Raw genomic sequence first — 26024 nt, 5'->3', positions numbered from 1 at the left:
TTATTTTGCTTTTGTTTCTTTGTGCAAAATCTCTTTGCGACAGAACGGGCAATACTTATTTTTCTCAAGCTTGCCCTGAATGTTCTTGCGGTTTTTTGTAGTTGTGTAGTTTTTGCGTTTGCACTCTGTACACTGAAGGGCGATAATATCAATCGCTGTCTTTTTCTTGCTACCCATTTTATTTACTCCTAAATATGATTCTTAAAAATTAGGTTTAGCTCCCGAGCGGAATCGGACCGCTGACCTCAGCACTACCAATGCTGTGCTCTACCAACTGAGCTACAAGAGCACACAAAGATGTGTTCAAAAAATATATCTGACGCGGGGATTTGTGTCAAGAGAATGTCGGGAGAATTCAAGATTATTGTAGTATTTTTTTTGATTTTATGATATTCTCTCGTAACAAAAACTGCCATGGAGAATAAAAATGAAAATTGATGAACTCGTAGACAACATCTTGCTCTCATACGAAAAAGATGGCGGAATCAATAAGGCTGGAACAGAAAATTTTCCAAATCGGGAGAATGTGGTTTCCGTACTCCATGACATACAATGCCTCATTTTTCCAGGATACAAAACGGCTGAAGAGTTGAATTCTGGCAATCTGCGCTATATCACCGGACAGCGCATCAACCGCATAATCGCCATTCTCACAAAAGAAATCGAAAAAGCCCTAACATACAAAGCAGTCCAACACGATGCAAACTCAAAAGTTGAGAATTCCCATTGTTTTGCACTTGCAGAAAAAGCGTCTTTTGCACTGATTGAGGCAATTCCAGAAATCAGGAGATTGGCACGACTTGATACCATCGCAGCGTACAACGGCGACCCTGCTGCAAAAAGTGGTGGCGAAGTCATAGTCTCCTATCCTGGGCTTGAGGCAATCATCGTCTACAGAATCGCCCACTTCCTTTATGAATGCGGAGTTCCTGTAATTCCCCGAATTATGAGCGAGCATGTGCACGGAAAAACTGGCATCGATATTCATCCCGGCGCAAAAATCGGCGAAAGTTTCTTTATTGACCACGGAACGGGCGTTGTAATCGGCGAAACGACAATCATCGGTAATAATGTAAAAATTTACCAAGGCGTAACTCTCGGAGCATTAAGCGTAAAAAAGACCCTTCAGAACAGTAAAAGACACCCGACCATTGAAGACAATGTTACAATCTACGCAAATGCAACAATTCTCGGCGGAGAAACTGTTATTGGAAAAGGTTCGGTTATCGGCGGAAACTCATGGATTACAGAATCTGTCAGCAATGCTAAATAAAAAACAGGGCTTTCTTAAAGTAACACTTTAAGAAAGCCCTGCCGTCCAGCAAGCTGGACATCGGAGAGAGTTTATCAGCTTTTTACAAGCTGAGATTAATATACTCACAGTTTAATTATTTGTCAAGATTTTTTAACAAAAAATCTCTAATTTATCCAAAATCTCCACTTTTTTTCGTGATTTTTAGAGATTTTTAATTCTTATTTCACTTTTCATGCAAATTTTGTTATCTTTAAGAGAAATGAATTTCGCATTTTGCAGGATTTTCCGAAAAGTCGATTTTTTTATACTTTTTCTTTTTCTCTCGGTCACGGTGGCTTCCTTTCTTTTTTTAAGGACTCATTCTTCTGCACAAGCCCATCTCCTTGTGACCAGCGGAGAAAAAGAATTTATCTACTCATTAGAAAAAAACCGCGAGCTTGAAATCGACGGCGCAATCGGAAAATCTGTGATTGTGATTCAGGATGGCAGGGCCTTTTTTAAAAATTCCCCCTGTACAAACAAAACATGCGTTCACATGGGCGCGGTCTCCGAAGAAAATGACTGGGCGGCTTGTCTTCCCAACGACATTTTCATTCGTATTGACTAGGAGAAAAAAAAATGGCAAAAACAAAGGCAAAATCAACGGTTTATAAATGCAGTGAATGTGGCTACACTCAGCCCCGCTGGCTTGGTCGCTGCCCCCAGTGTGGTCAGTGGAACACGCTTGAAGAGGCGATTTTAGACCCAAATTCCAGTGCGGCGGCTTTCGGGAATGCGACGACCGAAAAAATCAAGCCGATTCCCCTGGCGACAGTTTCGGCTCAGGAAAATTCCCGCATTGAGACAGGAATCGCGGAATTTGACCGGGTTCTTGGCGGCGGAGCAATGAAAAGGAGTGCGGTTCTTATTGGCGGCGAGCCTGGAATCGGAAAATCAACCTTGATGATTCAGGCATGTGCGGCAATCAGCAAAAGCACTGGAGGACGAGTGCTTTATGTTTCCGGTGAGGAAAGCGCAGGGCAAATCAAAGGACGGGCAGACAGGCTCAAACTGGACACAAAGGGAATCGAAATTCTGTGTACGATGAGACTTGAAGACATAAAAGACGCTCTTGTGGCCCTGAACCCCCTTTTCGTGATTATCGACTCGATTCAGACAGTTTACTCGGTTGAGGCGGGAATTGTGCCGGGAACAGTGAATCAGCTGAAATATTGCGCAAATGAGCTTATCGGCTGGGTAAAAGAGCGGGATTCCGTGCTGGTAATGAGCGCCCATGTCACAAAAGAAGGAACTATCGCTGGCCCCAAGAGCCTTGAGCACATGGTGGATACGGTGGTTTCTTTTGAACGAAATGACGATGAAGTCAGATTTTTGCGGGCAATTAAGAACAGATTCGGAAGCGTGGACGAGCTGGGAATTTTCGCCATGACAGAAAATGGACTTGAGGGTGTGGGAGACCCTAGCACGATGTTTATCACAAAGCGGACAGGGGCAATTCCTTCGGGAATAGCAAATTCCTGCGTTTTTGAGGGGAGCCGGGCCTTTTTGGTTGAGATTCAAGCCCTTACCGTGCCTGCAAAGGCCAGCATCAGCAGGGTTTATTCTGAAAAAATCGACTCAAATCGGGTGGCGCGAGTGGCGGCTGTCCTTGAAAAAAAGACTCACCTTAAATTCTCTGATCAGGATTTGTATGTAAATGTGGCCGGTGGCGTAAAACTCACTGAAAGCGCCATTGACGCGGCTCTGGCAGCAGCCCTCTACTCCGCCCGGACGGACATTCCTCTTTCAGAAAACAATGTGATTTTGGGAGAGTTGAGCCTTGCGGGAGAAATCCGCCCTGTAGCCCGCTTAAAGCAGAGAATCAAAACCGCGCGAGACTTGGGCTTCACGCAAATTGCCGCCCCGGAAAAAGAAGACGGCGCCCAGAAAGTGAGCACCGTGAACGAGTTGGTGAAGGCGGTGTTTGGAAAATAAATGCGCCGCATGGACGCGGCGAAAAAGAAAAGAGAGAAAATTCTGTTTGCCTTTAGGTGAACAGAATTTTCTCGTTGGTTCTGAAAATTACAGGATGTAATTTTCAAACCTTGAACTGGTCGATTTGGCTTCCGATTCGGTAGATTGAACCGTTAATCGATGTCGTGATGTTCAAGAGCGAGCTGTCAGACTCTTCCATATTCTTGATGTTGCCCGACATGCTCTCAACCTGAGACTTAACTACATCAGATGAAGTCTTGAGGGAATCGATATTGCTGATGATACCCTGACGAGACTGGTCAACGCCGTCAGAAGCCGTGCGAACCTGCGCCGTGGCATCATTCATGTAGCTCAAAGCGTCGCCAATCTGCTTAGAACCAGCCGACTGCTCTTCCATTGCAAGTTTGATTTCACGAACCAAGTTGCCCGTACCCTGAATCTTTTCGGCAACGGCTGTAAACGAGCGGTCCGAAAGACTTGAGGCACCTACAACGCCAGAAATTGCGCCAAGAATGCCTTTAAGCTGGGCTGAAATCTTTTTTGACTCGGCAGCGGATGTTTCTGAAAGTTTTCGGATTTCGTCCGCAACGACAGCAAAGCCCTTTCCTGCGTCGCCAGCGTGAGCCGCTTCGATTGCAGCGTTCATAGCAAGCAAGTTTGTTTCGGAAGCGATTGAAGAAATTACCTTATTTGCTTCGTTAAGCATTTTAGACTGCTCTTCAATCTGTTGGATTTGCTTGTTAACTTCGTGCTGCTGGGTAATACCCTTATCAACATCAACCTGAAGACTTTCAAATTCTTTTGCCATTTTTTCGACAGAATTTGAGACAGAAGTAATATTTCCAATCATCTGAGTAACAGCGGTAGAAGCCTGCTCAACTCCCTGCTCCTGCTTCTGTAACAAATCACGCAAAGCCTGAACAGCCTGAGATATCGTATCAACCGCTCCGACAGAATCATCAACTTTTGCATGTTGGTTTGAAATCTCTTCGTTAACGCCTTGAATTGACCTTACCATTTGCTCAAGGAAGTCAGCATTGTCCTGAACCATCTTTCCGAGCTGGTCACCATACACATGCAAGTCTTCTTTTGAATCCTTAAGCTCCGAAACGATAGAATGCAACTTTTCGGTAAAGACATTGAATCCTGATGCGAGATGCCCGATTTCATCCTTTGTATGAACAGAAATTCGTTTGGTAAGATCAGCATCTCCGCTCGCAATATCTTTAATAGCAACGCCGACATTTTTGAGAGGTTTGATTGCAAAATTTACAACGAATATACCGACGATAAAGGCTACGATAAGAGCAATGACTCCGATTATAATCATGCTATGAAGAACGACGGTAAGTCCAGAATAGAAATCAGAGTACGGAGCTTCACAAATAACGACCCAATCGCTTTCAAAAACAGCCTGATATGCGACTGCGAATTTTTCGCCCCGGACTTCATCATAGTAAACGCCAGTTCCGATATCGCCCCCCTGCGTAATAGTATCGAGAAGAGGCTTCATTCCTTCAGCGGCATCATCATAGATTGAAAGACCTTCACGAACCTTATCGATTTCTGTATGGGCGACATATTTGCCTGTGCGGGCATTGATAACAACTGGGTGAGAATACAGGCCGACTGTAATATTTTCGACAGTACGGCACAATTCCTCTGAATCTCGGACAGCTACAACTTCCGCAATCTGCTCGCCGTCATAGCCATATACCGGATATGCGTAAAATGTTGAAAGATTTCCATTGACAGGACTCCAGTTCGGATCCATAATCGCGGGCTGTCCCTGCATTGAAACCTGAAGGTATTCTCGTTCATGTAAATCACTGTATTTTTCGGTGGTAGTCCAGCCAACACCGTTCCGATCGTAAATTGCCATGCCCAAATAGCCGTCCATGCCTTCGATGACACTGTTCGCCAAAGCCCATTTTTCATGCAAATCGACTTCGCGGTCTCGTATGGTTGAAAGATTTGCAAGAGACTGGAGCATTTTCATCTCACGGTCATTCAAATTGTGGATATCCGAGGCAGCGGCATGAGCAAGATTCATATTTCCGATATCGACTTGTGAAGAAAGTTCCCTTGATGACATTATGAAAGAAAAAACTACGATTCCGGCGCTTGCCAGAAAAATCACGCTTAAAAACGCGAGATTTATTTTTCCTTTTATACCTAACATTTTCTATCTCCTTTTTTTTACTTTTAATATCTTATTTTAATTTGCTGAGTTTCGGAAAGCGGACTGTAACTCTTCCGTAATTTCCTGAAGGATAATTTGATAAATCTTTTGGTTGAGAACTTTTTCGGTATCTTTATCAAGGTCAGGACTGTCATCCCGTTTTATAAACATGAAAATACACAAGGATGAGTTTTCACCCTTCCGCTTCATGATGAGCACGGCATCAGAAGTGAATGAACTTCCATTTATAGACAATGAGGCATCACGGATTTTTTCAAAAATCTGGAATCGTTCTGCGCCACCAGACAAATCGCAACGAAAATGCGAAAGATTGACATCAAGAATTGTTCCTGTAAATGAGGAACCTCTATATTCAAATTTAACGCTGCTAGATGGGTCACATTTTGCACGAACAAGGTTTCGACGACCACGAGCCCCACTCTGTTCAAGGACTTTATGGATTGAATCAAAATCACTGTGATTATGAGCGGAAAGAGCAAAGCAGCCTGCCCTGACATTTAAATCACGAAGATAGTAAGATTTTATGGCTTCTTCATCCGCTGGAGACTGGCGTGACAGATAAAACACTCCGATGAGGGTTTCACTTCCGATTGACTCCTGCAAAGAACGGATATATGACCGCCATTCAATTCCATCGACCGAAGCGTCAATATTGAAATAAAGGATGGATTCTGGAAAGAGCCTTATGATTTCTTTGACTTTTGCCTGCAAGGAACAAGAATAGTCATCATTTATAATAAAGGTTTGATAACCTAATGTCAGAAATTCCTCGAGATAAGCCTTGGGGATTAAAGATGTGTCAGGTGCAATAAAAAATGTTTTTCGACCAAAAAGTTCTATATCTGTTGGAGTCATAATGTTTTATTTTAATGCATAAAAGGGAAAAATGCGAATTTTTTTAATAATATTTTTAAATTTGTGATATAATTTTTATGTTATGAACGAGAAAATTGGAGATTTTAAACATTTTTTTACACAGGAACGGAACATTTCTTCCGCCTTTATCGACAGCTCCCTTAAAATGGGAATCGCCCAGTCCGTCCTTATGGTTCAGGACAATCTCACAGAATGCTTCAACAAATTAGGCTGTGACGGCGTAATCTATCGGGAAAAATACAATGCTTTCTGGGTCTTCACCAAATCGAAGCTGCATTTTGAGAAAAGGCCTGTCTGGCGGGAGAAAATCGAAGCCAGCACCTTCCCCATCGACAACGCAGGATTCAAAGCCCACATCAACACGATTTTGCAAAGCAAAGACGGCGAGACTTTAATCACCGCCAATCAGGAAGCCTGCGTCTTGGACATGGAAAAGCACCGCCCCGTAAAACTGACAAATCTCAACTACCCCAAAGAAAATTTCCCGGAGGCGGTTTTCACAGAGCCTTTTGAGAAATTCGACACGGATTTTACCGAGGAAGATTTTAAGTACGAGCAGGTAATCCGTGCCCAGCACATCGACATGTCCCATCACATGAACAACATCGAGTACATCAAGCTGGCAATCAATGTCTTTACCGATGATTTTTTGCTGGCCCACGAGCCTAAGAATCTTGAAGTCCACTACACTGGCGAAAGCAAGGAAGGCCAGACTCTCAGGATTTACTCAAAGACTAGAGGAAACACAACGGTTGTTGCAATTAAAGAAAGCGAGCGCAGTGTTTTTGAGATGAAGATTGAATTCAATGACTAAAAGAAAGCCTGTAGTGTTTTATGAAATAAATCGTCTCGAAAATCGCGGTAATACCCCAGCTGAATACATATAAAAGGAAAAGAGATTCGATTGTCTTAAAGTGAGCAAAAATCGTGTAAACCCAGGCGATTCGGAAAAGGCAGGAGCCAAAAAAAACGAAGGCTGAGGGAATAAGGGTTTTGCCCAGCCCCCGGCAGGCCGCTATCGCCGTGTCCATAAAGGCTGAGACGCAGTAAGAAAATGCCATGATTTTTTTGCGGCGAAGGGCCATCTCAAGGACAGCCTCGTCGCTAGTAAAGAGCATGAGCGTTTCCCGACCAAAAACGAACAAAAAGATTCCAAGGGCAAGGCCGATTCCGAAAGAAAAAGCAAGGGAAGCGAAAAAGGATTTTTTGACCCGGCTCTGGAGATTTGCCCCGTAATTCTGGGCGATGAAAGTTGAGCAGGCGACATAAAAGCCCGCCATCATATTGTAAATGAGGGGATCGATGTTTGCGCTGGCGGAATTTCCTGCCACCATCACCGAATCAAAGGAATTCACGCCGATTTGCACGAAGACATTGGCAAAGGCAAAAATCGCGTTCTGCAAGCCGGCAGGAAGCCCTATCGAAAGCAATTTAAGGCATTTTACCCTCTCGATTTTAAGGGAGCGGAAAGAAAAATGAAGCTCGTCTTTGCGGCGAATCAAAAAAATCATAATGAGGATTGCCGAAATGTACTGGGAAATCACCGTGGCAAAAGCGATTCCACGCACGCCCATACCAAAGGCAATAACTAAAAGCAAATCTAAAATCACATTGAAAATGCCGGCCAGAAGCAGGAAGTAAAGGGGCTTTTTGGTGTCGCCGGCCGCAGAGAAAATGCCGTTTCCCAGATTGTAGATAGCGCTGGCCGGCATGGAAAGCATGTAAATCTTAAAATAAAGAATAGCGTCGTCAAGAAGGTCGGGCTTTGTATTCATGGCGGAAAGAATTGGTCGGGCAAAAATAATGCCTGCCAAAAGCAAAATTACGCCGGAGGAAAAGCAGAGAATGGCCGCCGTGTGGATGGTCTCCGAGAGGGATTTTTTGTCTTTCGCACCGATGTAGTAGGCACAAATCGAGTTCACGCCGCTTCCCAAGCCCATCAAAAGCCCCACGAAAAGAAAAAGCAGCTGGGGAGTTGAGCCCACCGCTCCCAAGGCATGAGTTCCCGCAAAATGCCCAGCCACAGAAATATCCACCATGCTGAAAAGCACTTGCAGAAGGTTTGTGCAAACAAGGGGAAGAGAAAAGCGAATCATGTTGCGGGAAATTGAGCCTGATGTAAGAGAGAGCTGTCGCATGAGAAGATTCTAGTGAGAATTCAGGAAAGGTGGAAGTCTTCCCCTCTTACTTTCTTTTCTTTGCTTCTTCCCCTTTCAAAAATGGCCAGGGCAATCACGCAGAGGACAATCTGAACCAGCGTTGAACATGGTGTGGCAAGTCCGATTCTAAAAAGCGTGGGATTTGCGCTTCGGCTCATTATATATGACACCGGGATTCTCACAAGGAAGGCTCCGGCTATTCCCTGTGCCATGACAAAGGCCGTTTTTCCACAGCCGTTGAAGTAGCCGATAAAACAGAAGAGGAATGAGACAAAAAGCGTGTCTATGGCGTAGGCTTTAAGGTAGCTGTGGGCAGCATGCACGACAGAAGCGTCATTAGAGAAGATGGCAGAAAGCCAGTCGCCATGGAAAAATGCCGCCGCCCCCATGACCACGCCGCAGGCAAGGGAAGCGAGAATGGCGTAGAAAAGGGCTTTTTTTGCCCGGTCATATTTTTCCGCGCCCACATTCTGAGCCACGAAAGCCGAAAGTGATTGGGAAAAGGCCGCTGGAACCAGCATGATAAAGGCACAGACCCGCTCGGCAACGCCCACGCCCGCCGATGCCACAAGTCCCAGTCTGTTGATTATGGCCGCAATCACGAGAAATGAAACGGTCACAAGACCGTCCTGCAGGGAAAGGGGAACGCCGGTCTTGCAGACAAGGGCAATCAGCCTTCCGTTCCAGCGGATGCGCTTCCTGGAAAATGGAAAGGGAAGTCCCTTCTTCTTGATGATAAAAAGGCAGAAAAGCACGCTCAAAGCCTGAGCCAGCACCGTGGCAAGAGCCGCCCCGGAGGACGCCATCTTGAAGACCGCCACAAAAAGCAAATCTGCGAAAATGTTCACGATTGTGGCGACAAGCACCGTGACGAGGGGCGTTTTTGAGTCCCCCACGCCCCGAAAAAGGGAGCCAAGCATATTGTAGCCCGTGATGAAGACCGTGCCCGCCGAGCAGATGTGCACATAGGAAAGTGTCTTGTCAAAAGCTTCGGCTGGGGTCTGCATGATGAGGGCGAAAGGCCGTGTGGCAAAAATCATCAGCACCGTGACGACAAGGGCAAGCAGGGCAAAAAAGACGAGGCTTGAGCCCACGATGTCCGCCGCCTTTTCGTTTTTCTCCGCGCCCATAGCCTGAGCCATCTGAATGGTGCTTCCCATGGAAAGTCCCGCGATGATAAAAGTTATGGTCTGCATCATCATGGTGCCGGTGGCCACAGCCGAAACATCTGCCGCATTGCCGAACTGCCCCACCACCAGCAAGTCCACCGCGCCGTAAAGAGACTGCAAAAAAAGCGCGCCAAGAACCGGAAGGGCGAATCGCAAGAGCCGGGGAGCAATGTTCCCGGAAGTGAAAAGCATGTTTTTGTCTGCCATAGGATTACGAGCAGAATCCTAGCATGGGAGAATAGAAAAAATCAACATGGGCGTCTAGGCCATGCTTCCCACCGGGAATTTCCTGATGCAAACGATAAAGAAATAAAATGCAAAATTTAAAATCCTCTGTGTCAAAATGACTCAAATTTCACTTTGAAGAAAGCCACTGTGTATTTTTGACCCGATTTTTCTGCCCGCCTGCGATGCTTTCACGGGCTAGGGATTGGAGCACCGCGCGGAGCGCGTTCCGAAGCGAAGAAAGGGGATGACTCATACTTATTGGGCAGCCCCTGACTGAGCGTAGGAATGGAGCGCTTTGCGCGGAAGTGCGGAAAGCCCGACCCTGCGTAGCAGGGAAGCCCCCATATTCTTATGAATTATGCCTTTTCTATTATAAATTAAGAAATCTTGGCACGATTCTTGCTGAATATTTCGTGTAGACAGTCATTTTTACAGGAGACGGCAATGAAATACAACGACGAGACAATGGACGCTTACTTGAAAGATTTGAACAGAATCCCGCTTTTGACCGCGGATGAGGAAAAAGATTTAGCTGTTAAGGCGGCTGCTGGCTCTAAGGCGGCAAAAAATAAGCTGGTAAACGCCAATCTCCGCTTTGTCGTTGCCATTGCAAAGACCTACCAGAACCGCGGATTTGAGCTCATGGACTTAATCAGCGAGGGAAATATCGGTCTCATTGCGGCTGTTGACCATTTTGATGTGTCAAAAGGATACAAATTTATTTCTTATGCAGTTTGGTGGATCCGCCAGAGCATCCAGAAAGCCCTGAGCGACAGAAGCCGGGCAATCCGCTTGCCTTCAAACAAGGTGAACGAGCTTTACCAGATTGAAAAAGCCCGCACTCTCGTGGAAAGCGACAAGGCAGAAGAAGAGCAGACAAAAGAAATCGCAAAGATTTTGGGCATGAAGACAAGTTATGTCCGCGATTTGCTCAACTTCAACCGTGATATGATCAGCCTTGACGCTCCAATTGATGCAGAAAAAGGCGGCGCTGTATTCGGTGACACTTTCCGTGACGAAATCAACCCCACGCCAGAGCAGGAAGCCCTTACAAGCGCACTCAAACGGGATGTGGACGGAGCCCTCAAGACATTGAAGCCAAAGGCAGAGCGTGTTTTGAGAATGCGCTACGGCTTGAACGGCTACAAGCCAATGTCTCTCAAAGAAATCGGAGACGAATGCGGCCTTACAAAAGAGCGAATCCGCCAGATTGAGAAAAGTGCCGTCCAGACCCTCCAGTCACCTTCAAGACGAAGACGACTTGAAGCTTATGTTGCGTAAAAAAAAACGGGCTTCCGTCGTGAACCCAAAATCAAACATCGCAGTGAGCAAAGCTCAGGCGAGTTTGTTTTGGAACCCCGACTCCGCCCGTTTTTTTCATCACAAGGCTTTTGAATCGTTTTCTTGCCTTATCATAGAGAAGGCCTCTTTTCTTGCTTCCATCATGATTTTTTCGTCACGGGCAAGGTTTGCTATTTTAAAGGCCAGTTCTCCGCTTTGGGCCGTGCCGGTGATTTCGCCGGGGCCGCGCAGGCGCAAATCTTCCTCGGCGATTTTAAATCCGTCGGTAGTCTCGTGCAGAGCTTTCATTCGCTCGATTCCGTTTTCGGTGATGTTGGCCCGGTAAATCAAAAAGCAGTAGGACTGAACGCTTCCACGCCCTACCCGTCCGCGAAGCTGATGCAGGGCGGCAAGACCGAATCTGTCTGCCTGCTCGATGACCATGCAGCTGGCATTGGGCACATCGACGCCAACTTCCACGACGGTGGTTGCCACCAGCACTTGAATTTTATTCTCCCTGAAATCCTGTAAAATGCGGTTCTGCTCATCCTCATCGATTTTAGAGTGAATCAAGGCGCACTTGAAATTGGGATAAACCTGATTTTGCAGGAATTCAAAGCTTTCCTCGGCTGATTTAAGCGGCGATTTTTGCTTTCCGAAGGAGTCAGTGCCGAATTCACCATCATCACTGCTCAGATTTCCTTCAATGGCCGGATAAACAAAATAAGCCTGATGGCCTGCGTTCAGTTCTTTGCGGACGGCTTCGTAGGCATTGCGCTCGTTGCCCGCCTTTGTAAGATAAGTGATTACGGGCTTTCTTCCCTGTGGCATGGTGTGAATGGTGCGGACATCAAGGTCGCCGAAGACAGTGAGCGCCAGCGTTTGGGGAATGGGGGTCGCGCTCATCATCAGAAGATTTGGCTCACGGAAAGGCGGCTGGGCGAATTTGTCCGTGGCGACGACAGAAGTGCGACCCTTGTCAAGAATCGCCGAACGCTGCATGACGCCGAATCGGTGCTGCTCGTCGATGATTGCAAGGGCAAGGTCGTGATACTGAACATTTTTTGAAAAAAGAGCGTGGGTGCCGATTACGAGATTGATTTCGCCTTTTTTGAGGGCAGAAAGAAGATTGTCCCGCCCCTTTGTCTTGATGTTGCCTGTAAGGTAAGCGACGCTGGCCCCCACGGTTTCAAGCTGCTTGGCGGCATTTTCAGCGTGCTGGCGGGCAAGGAGTTCCGTTGGAGCCATTAAAGCCACTTGTCCGCCATAGTCAATCACGCGGAGAGCGGCAAAAAAGGAAACCAGGGTTTTTCCAGAGCCGACATCGCCTTGCAGAAGCGTGCGCATTGAATAGTGTGGGGAGGGGAACGACTCCCCCTTCGCTCCCACTTCGTTGGTCGCTACCCCCTCTCCTAAGGGGCGCTGCCCCTTAAAATCCCCGCTTACAAATCCGTAATTTCTGTCGATGTCCTCGTTCATCAGGGCAATTACGCTCATCTGGTCGGCCGTGAGTTTGTATGGAAGCCGGGCGAGGAGATTTTTCTGCCTCGTGGAAAGATTGGCGTCAAATTCTTCTTGGGAAAACTGCTTTTGCTGGCTTTCTGCGGAATCCAGCTCGATTTTTGGAAGCTTTCCCCGGTGAGCGATTGCCCGCTCGGCCAGAGTTTTTTGAAATAAGAATAATTCCTCAAAGACCAGAGTGTTTCTCGCCCCGATTGCCTCGGATAGCGTTTTGGGAAAGTGAATCTGTCGCAGGGCTTCTTTTTTGGAAAGGAGATGTCGTTTTTCGATGATTTCTTCCGGCAAGTCGTTTTCAAGCCCCAGGCAAAACTGATTGAAAGCCGCCTGCACTGTCTTGCTGATGATTTTACTGGTCAGACCTTCGGTGAGGGGATAGACAGGAAAAACCCGGCTATTAGGAACGGCGATTCCCTCAAAGGCATCAAGATTTCCGCCATCAGCGATTTTTGAAAGCTCAAAGGAAGTGGACTGGTATTTTCCGAATTTGACCTCGCATTTTGCGCTAAGGGCGACAATCTGCCCCACCGGATGAGTTTTTTCAAGGAAAGCACGACCAAAAGCAGCCAGCTCCACCTTGCCAGTGCCGTCCGTGGCAATCAGCTTTAAGGTTTTCATGCGTCCGTAGCCGAACCATTCATGGCCGACAATCTGGGCAATCGTGTGAATCTTCCCAGTCTGATTTTGAAGGCTCTGGGCAATGGTGATTTTTTGGGTGCGGTCTTCGTAATCCCTCGGATAAAACTGGAGCAAATCAGAAATCGTAAAAATATTGAGGCGGGCGAAAAGAGCCTGTTTTGCCGCGCCGATTCCCGGCAGAGAAGAAATCGAATTGTTCAGTTCCGTTAGATGCATTGCAAGCTCCTGCTGCGGCTACTTTCTGTATCTAAAAGGTCAAAAGTCGAAATTGAACCTAAAAATTAAAACGGGATAAGTGAAATCAATCTTCCAAGAATCTGGAGAACATAGGCAATCAAGACGGCACAGACGATGACTGTAATAAGCGAAGTGACCAGCGCTTTTACAAAAGAAATCGACTGTCCGCGGAAAAAACTTCCGGCAATTCTGAAAATAATCGGCGAAATGGAGCGGTCAACCACAGTCCAGATTGAATAAGTGGAATTCCCGTCACCTGCGATAAGATAGACAATCAATCGCACGAGAATAATCAGCGCTAAAAATCCCAAAATAGAAAATAGAATGTTGCCCACCAGCATGACCAGCATTGAAAGAATCGTTGAGAAGCGGAAATTCTGCCCCGTTGAAAGGCTTGAGAAAAAAGCGCTTGCCGCCATCAAAACACAGATAGCTATTGCCGGAGTAAAATCAAATGAAGAAAAGCGTAAAAAGCGGAGACGGCGGAAAATGTCAAGATATGGATCGCACATTTGCGAAAGCACTTGCCCGAATTTAGAATATTCTGCCCCCGGAAACCATGAAAGCATGACGCGGATAAAGCAGAGCAAGATATAAATCGAGACGACCGAAGATAAAATCGCAAAAATTCCGTTTGTATTCATAAAATAAATATACTATTTTCTCTGCAAAAAGACAAAGAAAATTGCATGATTTATTCTATATAAATGAAGCTAAATGAACCAAACATCTTTTACGAAAGGAATTGCTTTTAAGTCTTCGGCAAATTCTTTCGTTGCGGGCGCGGTAAGCTGGTTTGAGGCCTTGACGATGTATGTGTCCGTGCCTGTGTCGATGTGGAAATAAACGGAACATGCGCCGGAAGCCCCGAACAGATATTCCTTTAAATTGAAAATCTGCTTTTCGTCATTAAAACCGCTTTCAAGCTGGATATGCACTTCCTCAATGGCCTTTTCCTGCAAAACATTGGGGTCTTCGATTGAGTCTACGAGCAAACTGGGCTGTTCCCGGCTGGAATCAACTTTGCCCTTGAAAGCATAGACCGTCTCGTTCTGAACCTTGCCTTTTAGAACTTCCCATGTTTTAGGGAAGAAAGTGAGGTCTAAGGAACCGTTGTAATCCTGCAATTTCGCAAATGCCATTTCCGGGCCTTCACCGTGCTTGGTGCGGATTGTTCTAAGCTCAGTAACCATTCCCACAGCCGTATGAACTTTTCCTGCGTTTTTGACTTTCCATGCATTTCCGCCGTTTGCAGCAAGCATGGCGTCTTTTAAAGCCTTGTCTTCTTTTGCAGCCCGCGCAATCGTAAGAGAGTTGACTGTTGCCTTGTCGTAGGCTTTTTTGTAATCATCAAGAGGATGACCTGAAACATAGCAGCCAATCAAATCTTTTTCCATGTTGAGTTTTTCCAGGCGGGAACAATCTTCCACTTCCTCAAAAACATAGTCGGTATATTCTTTTTCGTCAGTGTCTCCGAAGAGAGAAAGCTGACCGTCATCGCTTCCCAGGGCAATTTTTTCGGCATAAGCATAAGCCCGGTCAAGATTTGAAATCAAAGTCGGACGATTTTTTCCCAGATTGTCGAATCCGCCGCACTTAATGAGGACTTCAACCGCTTTTTTATTGATGGGAGAACGACCCGCAATCTTTCCTTCGGCCTTTTCTTCCGGGGTAAGCTCTTCTTTTGCCCCGATAACGCGAATCAAAAAGTCCATGAAATCTTTGTAGGGGCCGTTTGCTTCCCGCTCTTTAACGATTGTTCGGGCAGCACCGTCACCCATGCCCTTGATTCCCTTGAATCCGAATACAATGTGGCCGTCAACGACATCGAAAATTGCGTCCGATCGGTTTACATCAGGTGGATCAACAGGAACTCCTATTCGGCGGGCTTCCGCAATGTAGGCGGGCAGGCCGTCTGTAGAGGTGATTTCGTTTGTAAGGTTTGCCGCCATGAATTCAGCTGGTTTATTTGCCTTTAGCCAGCCCGTGCGGTATGCGAGGACAGAATATGCCGCCGCGTGAGACTTATTGAAGCCGTAGCCTGCGAAAGGAATCATGATTTCGAAAATTTCATCGGCATGTTCTTTTGTAAAGCCCTGTTTGACAGCACCTTCCTCGAATTCAACTTTTTTTCCCATCATGACTTCAGGCTTCTTTTTACCCATGGCTCGGCGGAGCATATCCGCGCCTCCAAGGGAGAATCCCGCGATTTTCTGGGAAACCTGCATAATCTGTTCCTGATAGACCATAACGCCGTAAGTTTCTTTCAGAATCGGCTCAAGGCAGGGGTCAGGATAGTGAATCGTCTCAGGCTTCCATTTTCCGTCGATGTAGTTCGGAATGTAATCCATCGGTCCCGGTCTGTAAAGGGCGTTCAAAGCGACCAGGTCTTCCAGTTTTTCCGGCTGGAACTGTCGCAGAATCTTTTGCATTCCCGGAGATTCGAACTGGAATACCGCCGCTGAGTCGCCCCGCTTAAAAAGCTCGAAAGTTTTCGGGTCAGTTTCGCTCACATTTGCGCAGACAAAATCAGGCTCACCGGGCTTTTTGTGCTTGTTGATGATGTTCTCCGCATAGCGAATCAGAGAAAGGGTTTTAAGTCCAAGATAGTCGAATTTTACAAGACCGCAAGGCTCGATGATGTCCATGGTGTACTGAACGCCCACTTTTCCTGTCTTTGAATCCATGAAGACCGGCGCCCAGTTGGGAAGCTCCGTAAGGCCGATAACCATTCCCGAAGCGTGGAGACCTGTGTTTCGCTTACAGCCTTCCAGCTTGAGCGCAAGGTCAAAGAGTTTTTCGTAGCGTGGATCATGCCTGAACTCCGCAAGCTGTCCGCCGTCAGGGAATTTTTCATTGGCCGGCTCGAAACAGTTCTTGAGTTTGGCCTTCAAATTCTCTGAAACCTTTGACTTGAGCATGTTGACTTCAGAAAGGGGAATACCCAAAGTGCGTCCAACATCAGCGATGCAGTTCTTCGGCTTCAAAGTACCGAAAGTGACGATATGACCGACTTTTTTGTCTCCGTACAAATCCCGCGTGTGCTGGATGATGTCCTGGCGATAGTCGAAGTCCATATCAACGTCGAAGTCTGGCATTGAGACTCGCTCAGGATTCAAAAATCGTTCGAAAATCAGTTTGTAGCGGAAGGGGTCAATATCCGTAATCGTAAGACAGTAGGCAACCAGGGAACCCGCACCAGAACCTCGGCCAGGGCCTATAGGCATGTAAGGCTTGGGGCGCTTGTTCACATTGTCGTAGGTTGATTTTGACCAGTTGATGAATTCCCAGACGATGAGGAAGTAGCCGGAAAATCCCATCTTCAAAATGATTGCCATTTCGTATTCACAGCGCTGGCGGATTTGGGGCGTAATTTCCTTGTACCTCTTGCGAAGTCCCTCTTCCACAAGGTGGCGCATATAGTCGTCCTGATTTTTTGCGTAATCATCGCCATGAGTCTGAAATTCTTCCGGCAAGGCAAAGCGAGGCAATGTGCCTTTGAGTTCCATCGTTTTGTACTGATGAATCGTGAGGTTGCACATGTTTGCAATCTTAATCGTGTTGTCGTAAGCCTCCGGACAATCCGGAAAGAGAAGGCGCATTTCCTCTTCGGTTTTAAAATACCACTCGTGCCTGTCACCACCCATAGTCTGGTGAGGCTCGTTCATGTTCTTTTTAAAGCCTATGCAGCGAAGACAGTCCTGAGCTTCCCAGTCTTCCTGCTCGATGTAGTGAATGTCGTTTGTGACTACGAGAGGAATATCCAGCTCGTGAGCCAGGGCAATGAGCTTTTTGTTGACGATTTTCTGGTCTTCAAGGCCGTGATCCTGCAACTCGATGTAATAGTGATCCGGACCAAAGAGATTTTTGTATTTGAGAGCCAGTTCCTTCGCCTCTTCATCCTTGTTTGCAAGCAAAAGCTGGGGAAGTTCCCCCGCGATACAGGCAGAAAGACAAATCAAGCCTTCATGATATTTTTCCAGCAACTCAAAATCGATTCGGGGCTTGTACCAGGTTCCTTCGGTGTAGGCGATTGAAGAAAGCCAGCTCATGTTTTTGTAGCCGGTTTCATTTTCGCAAAGCAAAATCAAGTGGAAATAGCGGGCTTGCCTGTCTCCGTCCTCGCCTTTATGGGAGTAGGGAACGGAATTTTTCTCTAAATGTGAGCCGAAAGCGACATAAAATTCCTCGCCTACAATGGGGTTGATTCCGTTTACATGGCAGAGATGCTCAAAGTTAAGGGCTCCGAACATGTTTCCGTGGTCAGTGAGGGCCAGGGCCGGCATATTAAGTCTTTTGGCCTTGGCCACAAGGGCATCCAGTGTGGCGCAAGAATCCAGCAAAGAATAATCCGAGTGAACATGAAGATGAACGAAATTAGCGACCGGTGTTCCCTCTGGGGCACCTTCAAAGACATGATAATCTGCCATAGGGAATTATTGTAACACGATTTTTAGAATTTTGTCATGGTCAACGGCACTCACAGCCTCGCACAAGGCCTCAAAATGCTCTTTCTTTCCGGCGGGGATTTTGTAATCTTTCATCATCAAGATAATCTGATCCGCCGTGTCATAGTCAAAGGCTTGGACACATTCACCAATATTGGCCACAGCTTCTTGGTACTGAGAAAGGGGCATTTCCTCTTTAAGAGAATCATCATCTTCCTCTGCGCACAAGGGAGCAAGATGATTTTTATAAGAGCGGTACATTTCAAGGAGCGCGGGTGTTTTTTCTGTGATTTCTGCCACATTCTCTTCGTCACCGCATTTTTCAAGATATTTTGCGTCTTCAGAGAGTTTTTCGGCTCCAATCAAGCGGGCTGAACTTTTGAGCGCGTGAACCAGAATCGTGTAATTTCGCCAGTCTTTCTGCTCAACAAAATTTTCGATTTCACCGGCCTTTTTGTCGATATTTTTGTAAAATTCTTTAAGAGTCTGCTCCAAAACATCTGCGCCGCCAGTGTATTTAAGGGCATCGTCAAGAGAAATTCCCGTAACCGAAGAAAATTTCTCCCGTTCGGCTTCAGCCTGATTTGACTCCACCTCGCCGTTTTCATCAAGAGTCATGATTCCGTCTTCCATAGAAATTTCTACATTTTCGATTAAATCTTGTGGAAGATAATGCATAATCATCTCTTCAAGTTTTTTACCTTCGATTGGCTTTGTCATGTAATCGGTAAAGCCAGTTGTAAGGAACATCTCTTTTGCGCCAGAAACCGCATTTGCCGTAAGTGCAATAACAGGCACTCCCTTGCTCTGGTTATTTTCCAGCGTAAGCATTTTCTGGAAAGTCTGGATTCCGTCCATGCCTGGCATTCGGTGGTCAAGGAAAACAATGTCGTAATGCGTTTTTTGAAGGGCTTCCAAAGCATCGTATCCGCTTATAACCGTGTCCACCTGGATTTTCGTTTGCTTTAAAAGACCTTTTACGACCGTAAGATTAAGTTCCGTGTCGTCAACCACGAGGATTTTTGCCTTTGGAGCCGTGAAAAGCTCATGGTAAGAGACCGTATTTTCAACCGTTTTGCGGTAAGTTTCCTTGAAATCGCCGATTGGCTCCCAGTCGATAACTCCCTGCATGACCGAGAATGAAAAATCAGAGCCTTCACCGTAAACACTCACAACTTCAAGCCTTGAATCCATAAGATTAAGCAAACTCTGAACGATGTTTAATCCCAGACCAGTTCCCTCAATCGTTCTGTTTCTCTTTTCCTCAATGCGTTGGAATGCCGTAAAGAGTTTTGGAATATCCTTGTCTTTGATGCCAATACCAGTGTCTACGACATGAACCGTAATCATGGCATGGGAATAATCAACCTTTTTGCTGGTAATGTTGAGAGAAACAGAGCCTTCGTTGGTATATTTAATTGCATTCGTAAGAATATTCAGGCAGCACTGCTTGATTCGAACATCATCTCCGTACAAATTATGCGGTGTATCAGCCTCAACGCTGACATAAAATTTAAGATGCTTGTCTTCTGCCCTTTTTGAAATCATATTGACCAAATCATTGACAGCAGAACTTAAATCGTAATTCGTTGGGATAATCTCAAGCTTACCGGCTTCAATCTTAGAAAAGTCAAGGATATCGTTTACGATTGAAAGAAGCGCCTTTCCTGCATTCTCAATATCTTTTGCATAGCGGGTGATTTCACTGTCCTTACTCTCCCGTAAAATCATCTCATTTAAACCAAGAACCGCATTAATCGGAGTACGAATTTCGTGGGACATGTTTGAAAGGAAGTCAGATTTTGCCTTGCTGGCTGCTTTTGCCGTTGCCAGTTGAGTCTCAAGCATTTGTGAGCGTTCAAGATTTTTGATATAGCTTTCGGTGGTTGAAAGCATATCCACCAAAGAATCGTAAAGTACGCCTATTTCATCTTTGTTGGGAAGCTCAAGCGATTTGATGTCGAGCCGCGGAATATCGCGAGTATGTTCCGTAATGTTGCAAAAATTACTGTCTTCCACAGATTTTGCCATAAGCGCAATCGGATGAGTGATATTCAGATTGGCGTAAGTATAAATCACCAGCACAATCGGAATGGCAATAATCGCCATTAAAATCGTAAGTCGCGTTGCAAAAACAATAGTAGCCCAATCATCAAAAATCTTGAATTCAGAAAGAAGTCCATTAGCAAAACCAAAACTCGCCACGATAAGAATGATCGCTTCAGAAACTATCATTCCAGTGACTTTTACGCTGATTTTCTGACCTTTTCTTTTTGCAATAGTAGCCCGTAATTCTGCAAGACTTGTGGATTCATAAACACTGCAAAAAAAGAAGCTACGGATTTTTTGAGGAACAAAATTTGTAAATAAATACATGAGTACCGACACGGTAAAGCAGGAAGGCAAAGCATACAAAAAATGATGTATTTCTGATCCGAAATGGGCTTTTTTTGCCTCAAGAATAAGATTAAGAAACTGCCATCCATTTCCCAAAATCAGAGCCGCAATGACCGTCGTGAGAAGTGTTTTCCAAAAACTTTTGTACCATTGATACGCAACAGGAAGATTCGCAATAAGAGAAGCCGCTAAAAGCACGAAAGCATGATAAGGAAGATTGTGCCGAGCCATGCACACGACAGAAAAATACGCAAGCACGACCACAGGTCCCACCGTGTAGCCAGAAAGAGAAGTAAGCAGCATGACTGGAATAACTTGCAAATAGCAAATATTCTGAACGGAAATCATGCCATACAAGTAAGAATCAGTTGGCGTACAGAAGAATTCTATTAAAAGCAAAAGAATCAGGCAAATCACCATCGAAAGAGGAATCGTTCGCTGGAATTTTGAATCGCGCATAAAGAAAACAGAACTAAAATCCTTTTTTTCCATTATTTTGCCTCACAATGGAAATTTACTTGCCTTTAAAGAAGTCATCGACCGTTTTGAGAAGTAAATCCGGTTCAGTTGATTTTAGCATGTATTTTTCGGGACCAGCCGCAAGAACTTTCATGACAGTCTCTTTGTCATCTTTCGAAGTGAGGAAGATAACTGGAATATGACAAAGATTTACATCATGCTTGAGCATTTCAAAAATCTGCAAACCAGAAGCGACCGGCATTTCGTAATCAAGAAGAATTAAATCGACATGATTCTGTCCCAAGAACTGGAGCGCATTCAATCCTGAATTTGCCATGTAAACTTCATATTTGCGCGAAAGCCAAGTCTTCATGGTACGAAGCATAACACTGTCATCATCAACAACGAGAATCTTTTTGTGACCTGGAGTGCCGCCTTCTTCGCTCGTGATGAGCATATTAAGCTTTTTGATGACATCCTGAGTGTTTACCGGGCGAGTGAATGCCGCAGAAACAAGAGTTTTAGGATAAACTTCGTATGCAGCCTCAATTTCCATGGGATTTCCGATAAGATAGAGAACCCTGTCCTTGCCCTCTTCGGTAACAAGTTTTTTAAGATATTTGAGAGTGCCGTTGAATTTATTTAAATCGCCCTCAAGATAAACAATATAAATATCAGGAATATTTTGAATAAGCGAAATTTCGACCATGTCAGGCTCTGCCGTAGACACTTCAAAACGGGCATCTTTTAAAGCCTTTATCATGGCCGTGACTAAAAAATTCTGAGCTTCGCTTACAAACAAAACACTTCGTTCCATAAAAACCTCAAATTAGAATTCACTTAATTATACCACGAATTAGTGATTTTTACATAGTTTTTAGAGATTTTGAATAAAAAAATCTATATTTTGTCTTATTCAGCAGAATTCTCCATCTTTTTAAATCCCCGGTTCATATAAAGGAACATACAGAAAGCCATAAAAATTGAGACATAGTCTGCGATTGGCTGGGCAAGGACGACTCCCTCAAGGCCGAGGAACATGTTCAAGAGAATAATCGACGGCAAAAAGACAAATCCCTGTCGGCTTACGGCAAGGGCGAGAGAAGGAAGAGCCTTTCCCATAGCCTGGAAAGAAAAATTGAACATGAAGAGGATTCCGACCACAGGGCTTGAGACCATAAGAGCGCGAAGCATACGGATTCCTGCCTCAATAACGAGATGATCACTGATGAAGACAGAAATAATGTTTTCCGTAAAGATAAAGTAGAGAGCCGTAAGGGAAACGCCCGCCGTAATATTACAAAGCATTCCGAACTTCATGGCTGACTTCATTCGCTTAAAATTCTTTGCGCCGAATGTATAACCGATAAGGGGCTGAATTCCCGCCGCAATTCCAAGCTGAATGAAAATAACCAGCATATTCGCCTTCATAGCGATTCCCATGCCCGCTACATTTACATCGCCATAAGTGACGAGGAATTTATTGGTGAGAATATTGCTCAAACTCATGAGAATGTTCGTGAGAGAAGCCGGAAGACCGATTAAAAAAACGCCCTTCAAGATTCCATGCCGCATGGCAAAATATTTGGGACTGAGGGTAAGAACGGAATTTTTTGAGAGAACATGACAGAAGAAAACCGCGATAGAAACAAGGTTTCCGATGACGGTGGCAATAGCCGCTCCAGCAACACCCATCCCCAAGCAGGGAATAAAAAGGAATTTATCAAGGATGAAGATTGGATCAAGGATAATGTTGGCGACAGTTCCCAGCATCATGCCCTTCATGGCGCTTTGTGCCGCTCCCTCACCCCGCACAAGATTTGTAAATGCGGTTGAAACGACAATAGCCACGCCGCCATAAGCAATCCATGAGAGATATTCCTTTGCATAAGTGAAAGTGTTTTCGCTGGTACCGACCGCTTCAAGAATCTGCCTCATAAAAGTGAGCATAAAAATCATGCCGACAATGCCCGTTGCGATTCCTGCATAGAGACAAAATGAACTGATATTTTTTGCCTTATCGTACTTTTTTTCACCGAGAGCCCGGCTTAAAAATGAAGAACCGCCCATACCGAAAATATTGCCCGCAGCCATAAAAAACAAAAAAACCGGAGTTGCCACGCTAACCGCCGCCATCTGATTTGCATCCCCAGTCTGGCCGACAAAGAAAGTATCAACCATGTTGTAAAAAACGGCGACAATCATGCTCAAAACCGTTGGAAGGGCAAGCTTTAAAACCGCAAGCGGAATCGGATCCTTTTCAAAGACATTGATATTCTTAAGCATGGAAAGAATTTACAAAAAACAGAAATAAATGTCAACAAATGTTAAGTAAAGAAAAGAATTGAAAAAAATGAGGCTGCCCGAAATAAAACGGACAACCCCTTACAGGAATTATGCTGCACGGAGTGTCAGCGTAATCAGACCTTGAATTTATCGACCTGTTCGCCAATCTTAGCGATTGAGCCGTTGATTTGGTTCGAAACATCGCTCAAAGCCGCGCCAGTCTCGTTAATTTTGCGGGCACCGATTGCCATTTCTTCCATGCTCTGGCTCATTGCCATTGCAGCGTTCTGGAGCATCTGTACTTCCTTCAAAATCAATTTATTGCCTTCTGACATTTCTGTTGATGCATTGCGAACTTCAACAGTGCTGTCATTCATATTGTGAAGCGCTTCTGTAATCTGCTGGCTACCTTCGTTCTGCTCTTCCATTGCGGCCTTAATCTGCATAACGAGGGCATCCGTTTCTTCAAGTTTTTTAGAAACTGCCTCAAATGCGGTTGCAGATTCACCAGAAGCCGTAACGACAGAATTGATAGAATCCTTGATGTTTGAAAGCTGGTCACCAATTGTCTTTGACTGAGCCGTTGAAGTTTCTGAAAGCTTGCGGATTTCATCTGCAACGACTGCGAATCCTTTACCAGCCTCGCCAGCGTGAGCAGCCTCGATTGCGGCGTTCATAGCAAGCAAGTTTGTCTGGCTTGCGATTGCCGCGATTGCCACATTTGCTTCCTGAAGCATTTCTGACTGGCTTTCAATTTCAGTGATTCGGTCATTAACGGCCTTCTGTTTTGCGATACCGGCCTGTGAGTTAGAGCGCAACTCGCTGAATGAGTGAGCCATTTTTTCCATTGAGCCGTTTACAGAAGAGATGTTTCCAATCATCTGCTCGACTGCAGCAGAAGCCTGAGTTACGCCTGATGACTGGCTTTCAATCATGCGCTCAAGGGATTCGATGTTTGAGGCAATTTCGTTTACAGCGCCTGCCGTCTGGTTTACAGACTGGTTCTGGCCGTCAATCTGATGCTTCATTGAGTCGATGTTTGCGATAATCTGTGTAATAGAAGAAGATGTGTCCTGAGTTGCCCCAGAAAGGTTCTCGCCGGCTACCATAAGCTCGTCTTTTGAAGATTTTACATCGCCGATGATTGTCTGCAATTTTGAGGCGAAAGCGTTGAAACCTTTGACCACATAGCCGATTTCGTTGTTTGAGTCGATTTCGATTCGTTTTGTAAGGTCTGCGTCTCCTGAAGCGATTCCCGAAATTGCACCCTCAACAATCTGCAAAGGTTTGAGCGAGCGGAGCAAGAGGAATCCGGAAATTAAAATCAAGGCAAGAACTGTGAAAATTGCGAAGCCAATCATAAGAGTACGGATATTGTTGACCAAATCATAAATCTGACTGTCTGGGATTGAAAGCGCAAATGACCAAGGAGTTCCTTCGACAGGACGATAAATAATCAAATCCTGTCCGGCATGCTGATTTGACTTTTTCCAGCCTTCGCCACGCTCACGGTTAACCATTGCTTTAGCGATTTTTACATTTTCCTCGCTCATGCCGTTATCCGTGACAAAATTACGGTTCATAATCAAATCTTTTTGAGGATGAGCGATTACCATACCAGTGCTTGCAAGCAAATAAGCAAAACCATTTTCGCCGACTTTGATTTGGTTGATTTCTGCCGTGATTGCATCAACATTGATAACGCCTGTAATCATAGCAAAGGTTTTACCATTTTTATCTTTGAGAGGACGGCAAATATGGAATACAGCCTTTCCCGTTGTTTTTCCAATGACAGGATTATCGATGTATTCCTCTTTACCTTCTTTCATTATCGCATGAAAATAATCTCTTTCGGCAATATCCGTGATTCCACCTAAATCAGTGCGGGCTTTTCCGTCAGGACCTGTAACCATTACATAGTCAAAATCACCGCGCATATCGTTATGAGCAGGGTCTTGAAGCCATTCAAAACAGGCATCGATGTCGCCACTTTCCATAATATCTGCATGAATGTAACCATTAAGTTCCTTGTAATAAGCGTTGATACTGTTTTGCAAGGCTGCCGTGTAACCGTCCATCATGTTCTCGTACATGCCAAGATTTTCTGCCACGATATCTCTTTTTGCATTCGTAGTAACAAATAAAAGCTGAACAACATTAAATAAAACTATGACTGCGCCTACAAAAACGAGCAATCGCTTAATCAAGCTGGAGCGTTTTTCCTTAAGCGAATCTTTTGCCATAAATACTCCTATAAAAATTGAAAAACTGTGTCTAAATTTTTATTATAAAGCAAAAAATCTCCATTTTCAATAAAAATTTAAGATAAGGCGGAGAATTTCGGTAAAAAAAAGGGACAAGCCGAAGCAAGTCCCGAAATTATGCATTGTGAATTATGAATTACGCACTATATCAGACCTTGAACTGATCAACCTGCTCGCCAATCTTGCCGATTGATTCGTTAATCTGATTTGAAACTTCGCTCAAAGCCGCGCCAGTCTCGTTGATTTTTCGCGCACCAACTGACATTTCTTCCATGCTCTGGCTCATCGCCATCGCCGCGTTCTGAAGCTGCTGCACTTCTTTGAGAATCATCTGGTTTCCTTCTTCCATCTCAGAAGAAGCGTTTCGGACTTCGACGGTTGAGTCATTCATATTGTGAAGAGCCTCGGTAATCTGCTGGCTACCTTCATTCTGCTCTTCCATTGCGGCCTTAATCTGCATGACAAGGGCATCTGTCTCTTCAAGTTTGCGGGAAACAGCCTCGAATGCGACAGCTGACTCACCAGAAGCCGAAACGACAGAATTGATTGAATCTTTGATGTTATTAAGCTGGTCACCGATTGTCTTTGACTGAGCCGTAGAGGTTTCTGAGAGCTTACGGATTTCATCTGC

Annotated in this window: 17 protein-coding genes, 1 tRNA gene and 1 pseudogene; 5 read left to right on the top strand and 14 right to left on the bottom strand. The window is 45.2% G+C overall.

Features of this window, described 5'->3' with window-relative positions; translation table 11 throughout:
- Both rpmG and B2089_RS10165 read right to left on the bottom strand, forming a co-directional pair.
- Entirely contained in the window at positions 1-177 is a 177-nt protein-coding gene (gene rpmG / locus B2089_RS10170; RefSeq protein ID WP_191014272.1) for a 50S ribosomal protein L33, read from the bottom strand.
- Between the two features lie 39 nt (positions 178-216).
- A tRNA-Thr gene (locus B2089_RS10165) sits at positions 217-289 on the bottom strand.
- Between the two features lie 138 nt (positions 290-427).
- Between B2089_RS10165 and epsC the strand changes: the two genes are divergently transcribed.
- From epsC to radA, 3 genes are all read left to right on the top strand, one after another.
- Complete coding sequence (epsC, locus tag B2089_RS10160) at positions 428-1273, top strand: serine O-acetyltransferase EpsC (RefSeq protein WP_296320817.1); 846 nt, start codon at positions 428-430, stop codon at positions 1271-1273.
- A 241-nt stretch (positions 1274-1514) separates the two neighbouring features.
- On the top strand, positions 1515-1862 hold the full coding sequence (locus B2089_RS10155) for a NusG domain II-containing protein (protein ID WP_296320819.1): 348 nt from the start codon (positions 1515-1517) through the stop codon (positions 1860-1862).
- An 11-nt stretch (positions 1863-1873) separates the two neighbouring features.
- Positions 1874-3229, top strand: a complete 1356-nt coding sequence (gene radA, locus B2089_RS10150) for a DNA repair protein RadA (RefSeq protein WP_296320822.1) — start codon at positions 1874-1876, stop codon at positions 3227-3229.
- Between the two features lie 103 nt (positions 3230-3332).
- Here radA and B2089_RS10145 read toward each other — a convergent pair whose 3' ends face one another.
- Positions 3333-5411: a methyl-accepting chemotaxis protein gene (locus B2089_RS10145; protein ID WP_296320824.1), complete on the bottom strand. Its 2079-nt coding sequence runs from the start codon at positions 5409-5411 to the stop codon at positions 3333-3335.
- A 36-nt stretch (positions 5412-5447) separates the two neighbouring features.
- Entirely contained in the window at positions 5448-6287 is an 840-nt protein-coding gene (locus tag B2089_RS10140) for a hypothetical protein (protein ID WP_296320828.1), read from the bottom strand.
- 82 nt (positions 6288-6369) lie between these two features.
- Here B2089_RS10140 and B2089_RS10135 point away from each other — a divergent pair, with 82 nt between their 5' ends.
- Entirely contained in the window at positions 6370-7122 is a 753-nt protein-coding gene (locus B2089_RS10135; RefSeq protein ID WP_296320831.1) for an acyl-[acyl-carrier-protein] thioesterase, read from the top strand.
- Here the strand turns inward: B2089_RS10135 and B2089_RS10130 are convergent.
- Together B2089_RS10130 and B2089_RS10125 are read right to left on the bottom strand one after the other, a co-directional pair.
- Positions 7112-8446 carry an MATE family efflux transporter gene (locus tag B2089_RS10130; protein ID WP_296320834.1) on the bottom strand — a complete coding sequence of 445 codons (1335 nt, stop codon included), beginning with the start codon at positions 8444-8446 and terminating at the stop codon, positions 7112-7114. The two genes, B2089_RS10135 and B2089_RS10130, sit on opposite strands and share 11 nt — an antisense overlap.
- A gap of 20 nt (positions 8447-8466) precedes the next feature.
- Positions 8467-9843 carry an MATE family efflux transporter gene (locus B2089_RS10125; RefSeq protein WP_296687144.1) on the bottom strand — a complete coding sequence of 459 codons (1377 nt, stop codon included), beginning with the start codon at positions 9841-9843 and terminating at the stop codon, positions 8467-8469.
- A 465-nt stretch (positions 9844-10308) separates the two neighbouring features.
- On the opposite strand from B2089_RS10125, the gene B2089_RS10120 reads away from it, so the two are divergent.
- On the top strand, positions 10309-11145 hold the full coding sequence (locus B2089_RS10120) for a sigma-70 family RNA polymerase sigma factor (protein ID WP_296320840.1): 837 nt from the start codon (positions 10309-10311) through the stop codon (positions 11143-11145).
- 99 nt (positions 11146-11244) lie between these two features.
- Here B2089_RS10120 and B2089_RS10115 read toward each other — a convergent pair whose 3' ends face one another.
- The 8 genes and pseudogenes from B2089_RS10115 to B2089_RS10080 form a co-directional block, all read right to left on the bottom strand.
- Positions 11245-13518, bottom strand: coding sequence for an ATP-dependent DNA helicase RecG (locus tag B2089_RS10115; protein ID WP_296320842.1), 2274 nt, complete (start codon positions 13516-13518; stop codon positions 11245-11247).
- 65 nt (positions 13519-13583) lie between these two features.
- Entirely contained in the window at positions 13584-14183 is a 600-nt protein-coding gene (locus tag B2089_RS10110; protein ID WP_296320845.1) for a YggT family protein, read from the bottom strand.
- Between the two features lie 69 nt (positions 14184-14252).
- The gene (gene dnaE / locus B2089_RS10105; RefSeq protein ID WP_296320848.1) at positions 14253-17969 is read right to left on the bottom strand and encodes a DNA polymerase III subunit alpha; all 3717 of its coding nucleotides are present in this window, start codon (positions 17967-17969) and stop codon (positions 14253-14255) included.
- 6 nt (positions 17970-17975) lie between these two features.
- Positions 17976-20876 carry a HAMP domain-containing hybrid sensor histidine kinase/response regulator gene (locus B2089_RS10100; protein ID WP_296320852.1) on the bottom strand — a complete coding sequence of 967 codons (2901 nt, stop codon included), beginning with the start codon at positions 20874-20876 and terminating at the stop codon, positions 17976-17978.
- Positions 20877-20898: 22 nt separating this feature from the next.
- Positions 20899-21660, bottom strand: a complete 762-nt coding sequence (locus B2089_RS10095; RefSeq protein WP_296320857.1) for a response regulator — start codon at positions 21658-21660, stop codon at positions 20899-20901.
- A gap of 95 nt (positions 21661-21755) precedes the next feature.
- A complete protein-coding gene (locus B2089_RS10090) occupies positions 21756-23129 on the bottom strand; it encodes an MATE family efflux transporter (RefSeq protein WP_296320860.1) in 1374 nt (457 codons plus the stop codon).
- Between the two features lie 134 nt (positions 23130-23263).
- Positions 23264-25372, bottom strand: coding sequence for a methyl-accepting chemotaxis protein (locus B2089_RS10085; protein WP_296320863.1), 2109 nt, complete (start codon positions 25370-25372; stop codon positions 23264-23266).
- Positions 25373-25541: 169 nt separating this feature from the next.
- Positions 25542-26024 (bottom strand): annotated as a pseudogene (locus B2089_RS10080) (methyl-accepting chemotaxis protein); the annotation flags it as partial.

Origin of the sequence: Treponema sp. UBA3813, from assembly GCA_002368605.1 — a bacterium.
Lineage (GTDB): Bacteria > Spirochaetota > Spirochaetia > Treponematales > Treponemataceae > Treponema_D.
The sequence above is the reverse complement of the archived record's forward strand: the minus strand, read 5'-3'. Positions and strand labels throughout refer to the sequence as shown.

Coding starts and splice junctions, on each gene's coding strand:
- B2089_RS10135 (WP_296320831.1), top strand. CDS start 6,370: ATGAACGAGAAAATTGGAGATTTTAAACATTTTTTTACACAGGAACGG.
- B2089_RS10145 (WP_296320824.1), bottom strand. CDS start 5,411: ATGTTAGGTATAAAAGGAAAAATAAATCTCGCGTTTTTAAGCGTGATT.
- B2089_RS10120 (WP_296320840.1), top strand. CDS start 10,309: ATGAAATACAACGACGAGACAATGGACGCTTACTTGAAAGATTTGAAC.
- B2089_RS10115 (WP_296320842.1), bottom strand. CDS start 13,518: ATGCATCTAACGGAACTGAACAATTCGATTTCTTCTCTGCCGGGAATC.
- B2089_RS10155 (WP_296320819.1), top strand. CDS start 1,515: ATGAATTTCGCATTTTGCAGGATTTTCCGAAAAGTCGATTTTTTTATA.
- B2089_RS10090 (WP_296320860.1), bottom strand. CDS start 23,129: ATGCTTAAGAATATCAATGTCTTTGAAAAGGATCCGATTCCGCTTGCG.
- dnaE (WP_296320848.1), bottom strand. CDS start 17,969: ATGGCAGATTATCATGTCTTTGAAGGTGCCCCAGAGGGAACACCGGTC.
- B2089_RS10140 (WP_296320828.1), bottom strand. CDS start 6,287: ATGACTCCAACAGATATAGAACTTTTTGGTCGAAAAACATTTTTTATT.
- B2089_RS10085 (WP_296320863.1), bottom strand. CDS start 25,372: ATGGCAAAAGATTCGCTTAAGGAAAAACGCTCCAGCTTGATTAAGCGA.
- B2089_RS10110 (WP_296320845.1), bottom strand. CDS start 14,183: ATGAATACAAACGGAATTTTTGCGATTTTATCTTCGGTCGTCTCGATT.
- B2089_RS10100 (WP_296320852.1), bottom strand. CDS start 20,876: ATGGAAAAAAAGGATTTTAGTTCTGTTTTCTTTATGCGCGATTCAAAA.
- epsC (WP_296320817.1), top strand. CDS start 428: ATGAAAATTGATGAACTCGTAGACAACATCTTGCTCTCATACGAAAAA.
- B2089_RS10130 (WP_296320834.1), bottom strand. CDS start 8,446: ATGCGACAGCTCTCTCTTACATCAGGCTCAATTTCCCGCAACATGATT.
- B2089_RS10095 (WP_296320857.1), bottom strand. CDS start 21,660: ATGGAACGAAGTGTTTTGTTTGTAAGCGAAGCTCAGAATTTTTTAGTC.
- radA (WP_296320822.1), top strand. CDS start 1,874: ATGGCAAAAACAAAGGCAAAATCAACGGTTTATAAATGCAGTGAATGT.
- B2089_RS10125 (WP_296687144.1), bottom strand. CDS start 9,843: ATGGCAGACAAAAACATGCTTTTCACTTCCGGGAACATTGCTCCCCGG.
- rpmG (WP_191014272.1), bottom strand. CDS start 177: ATGGGTAGCAAGAAAAAGACAGCGATTGATATTATCGCCCTTCAGTGT.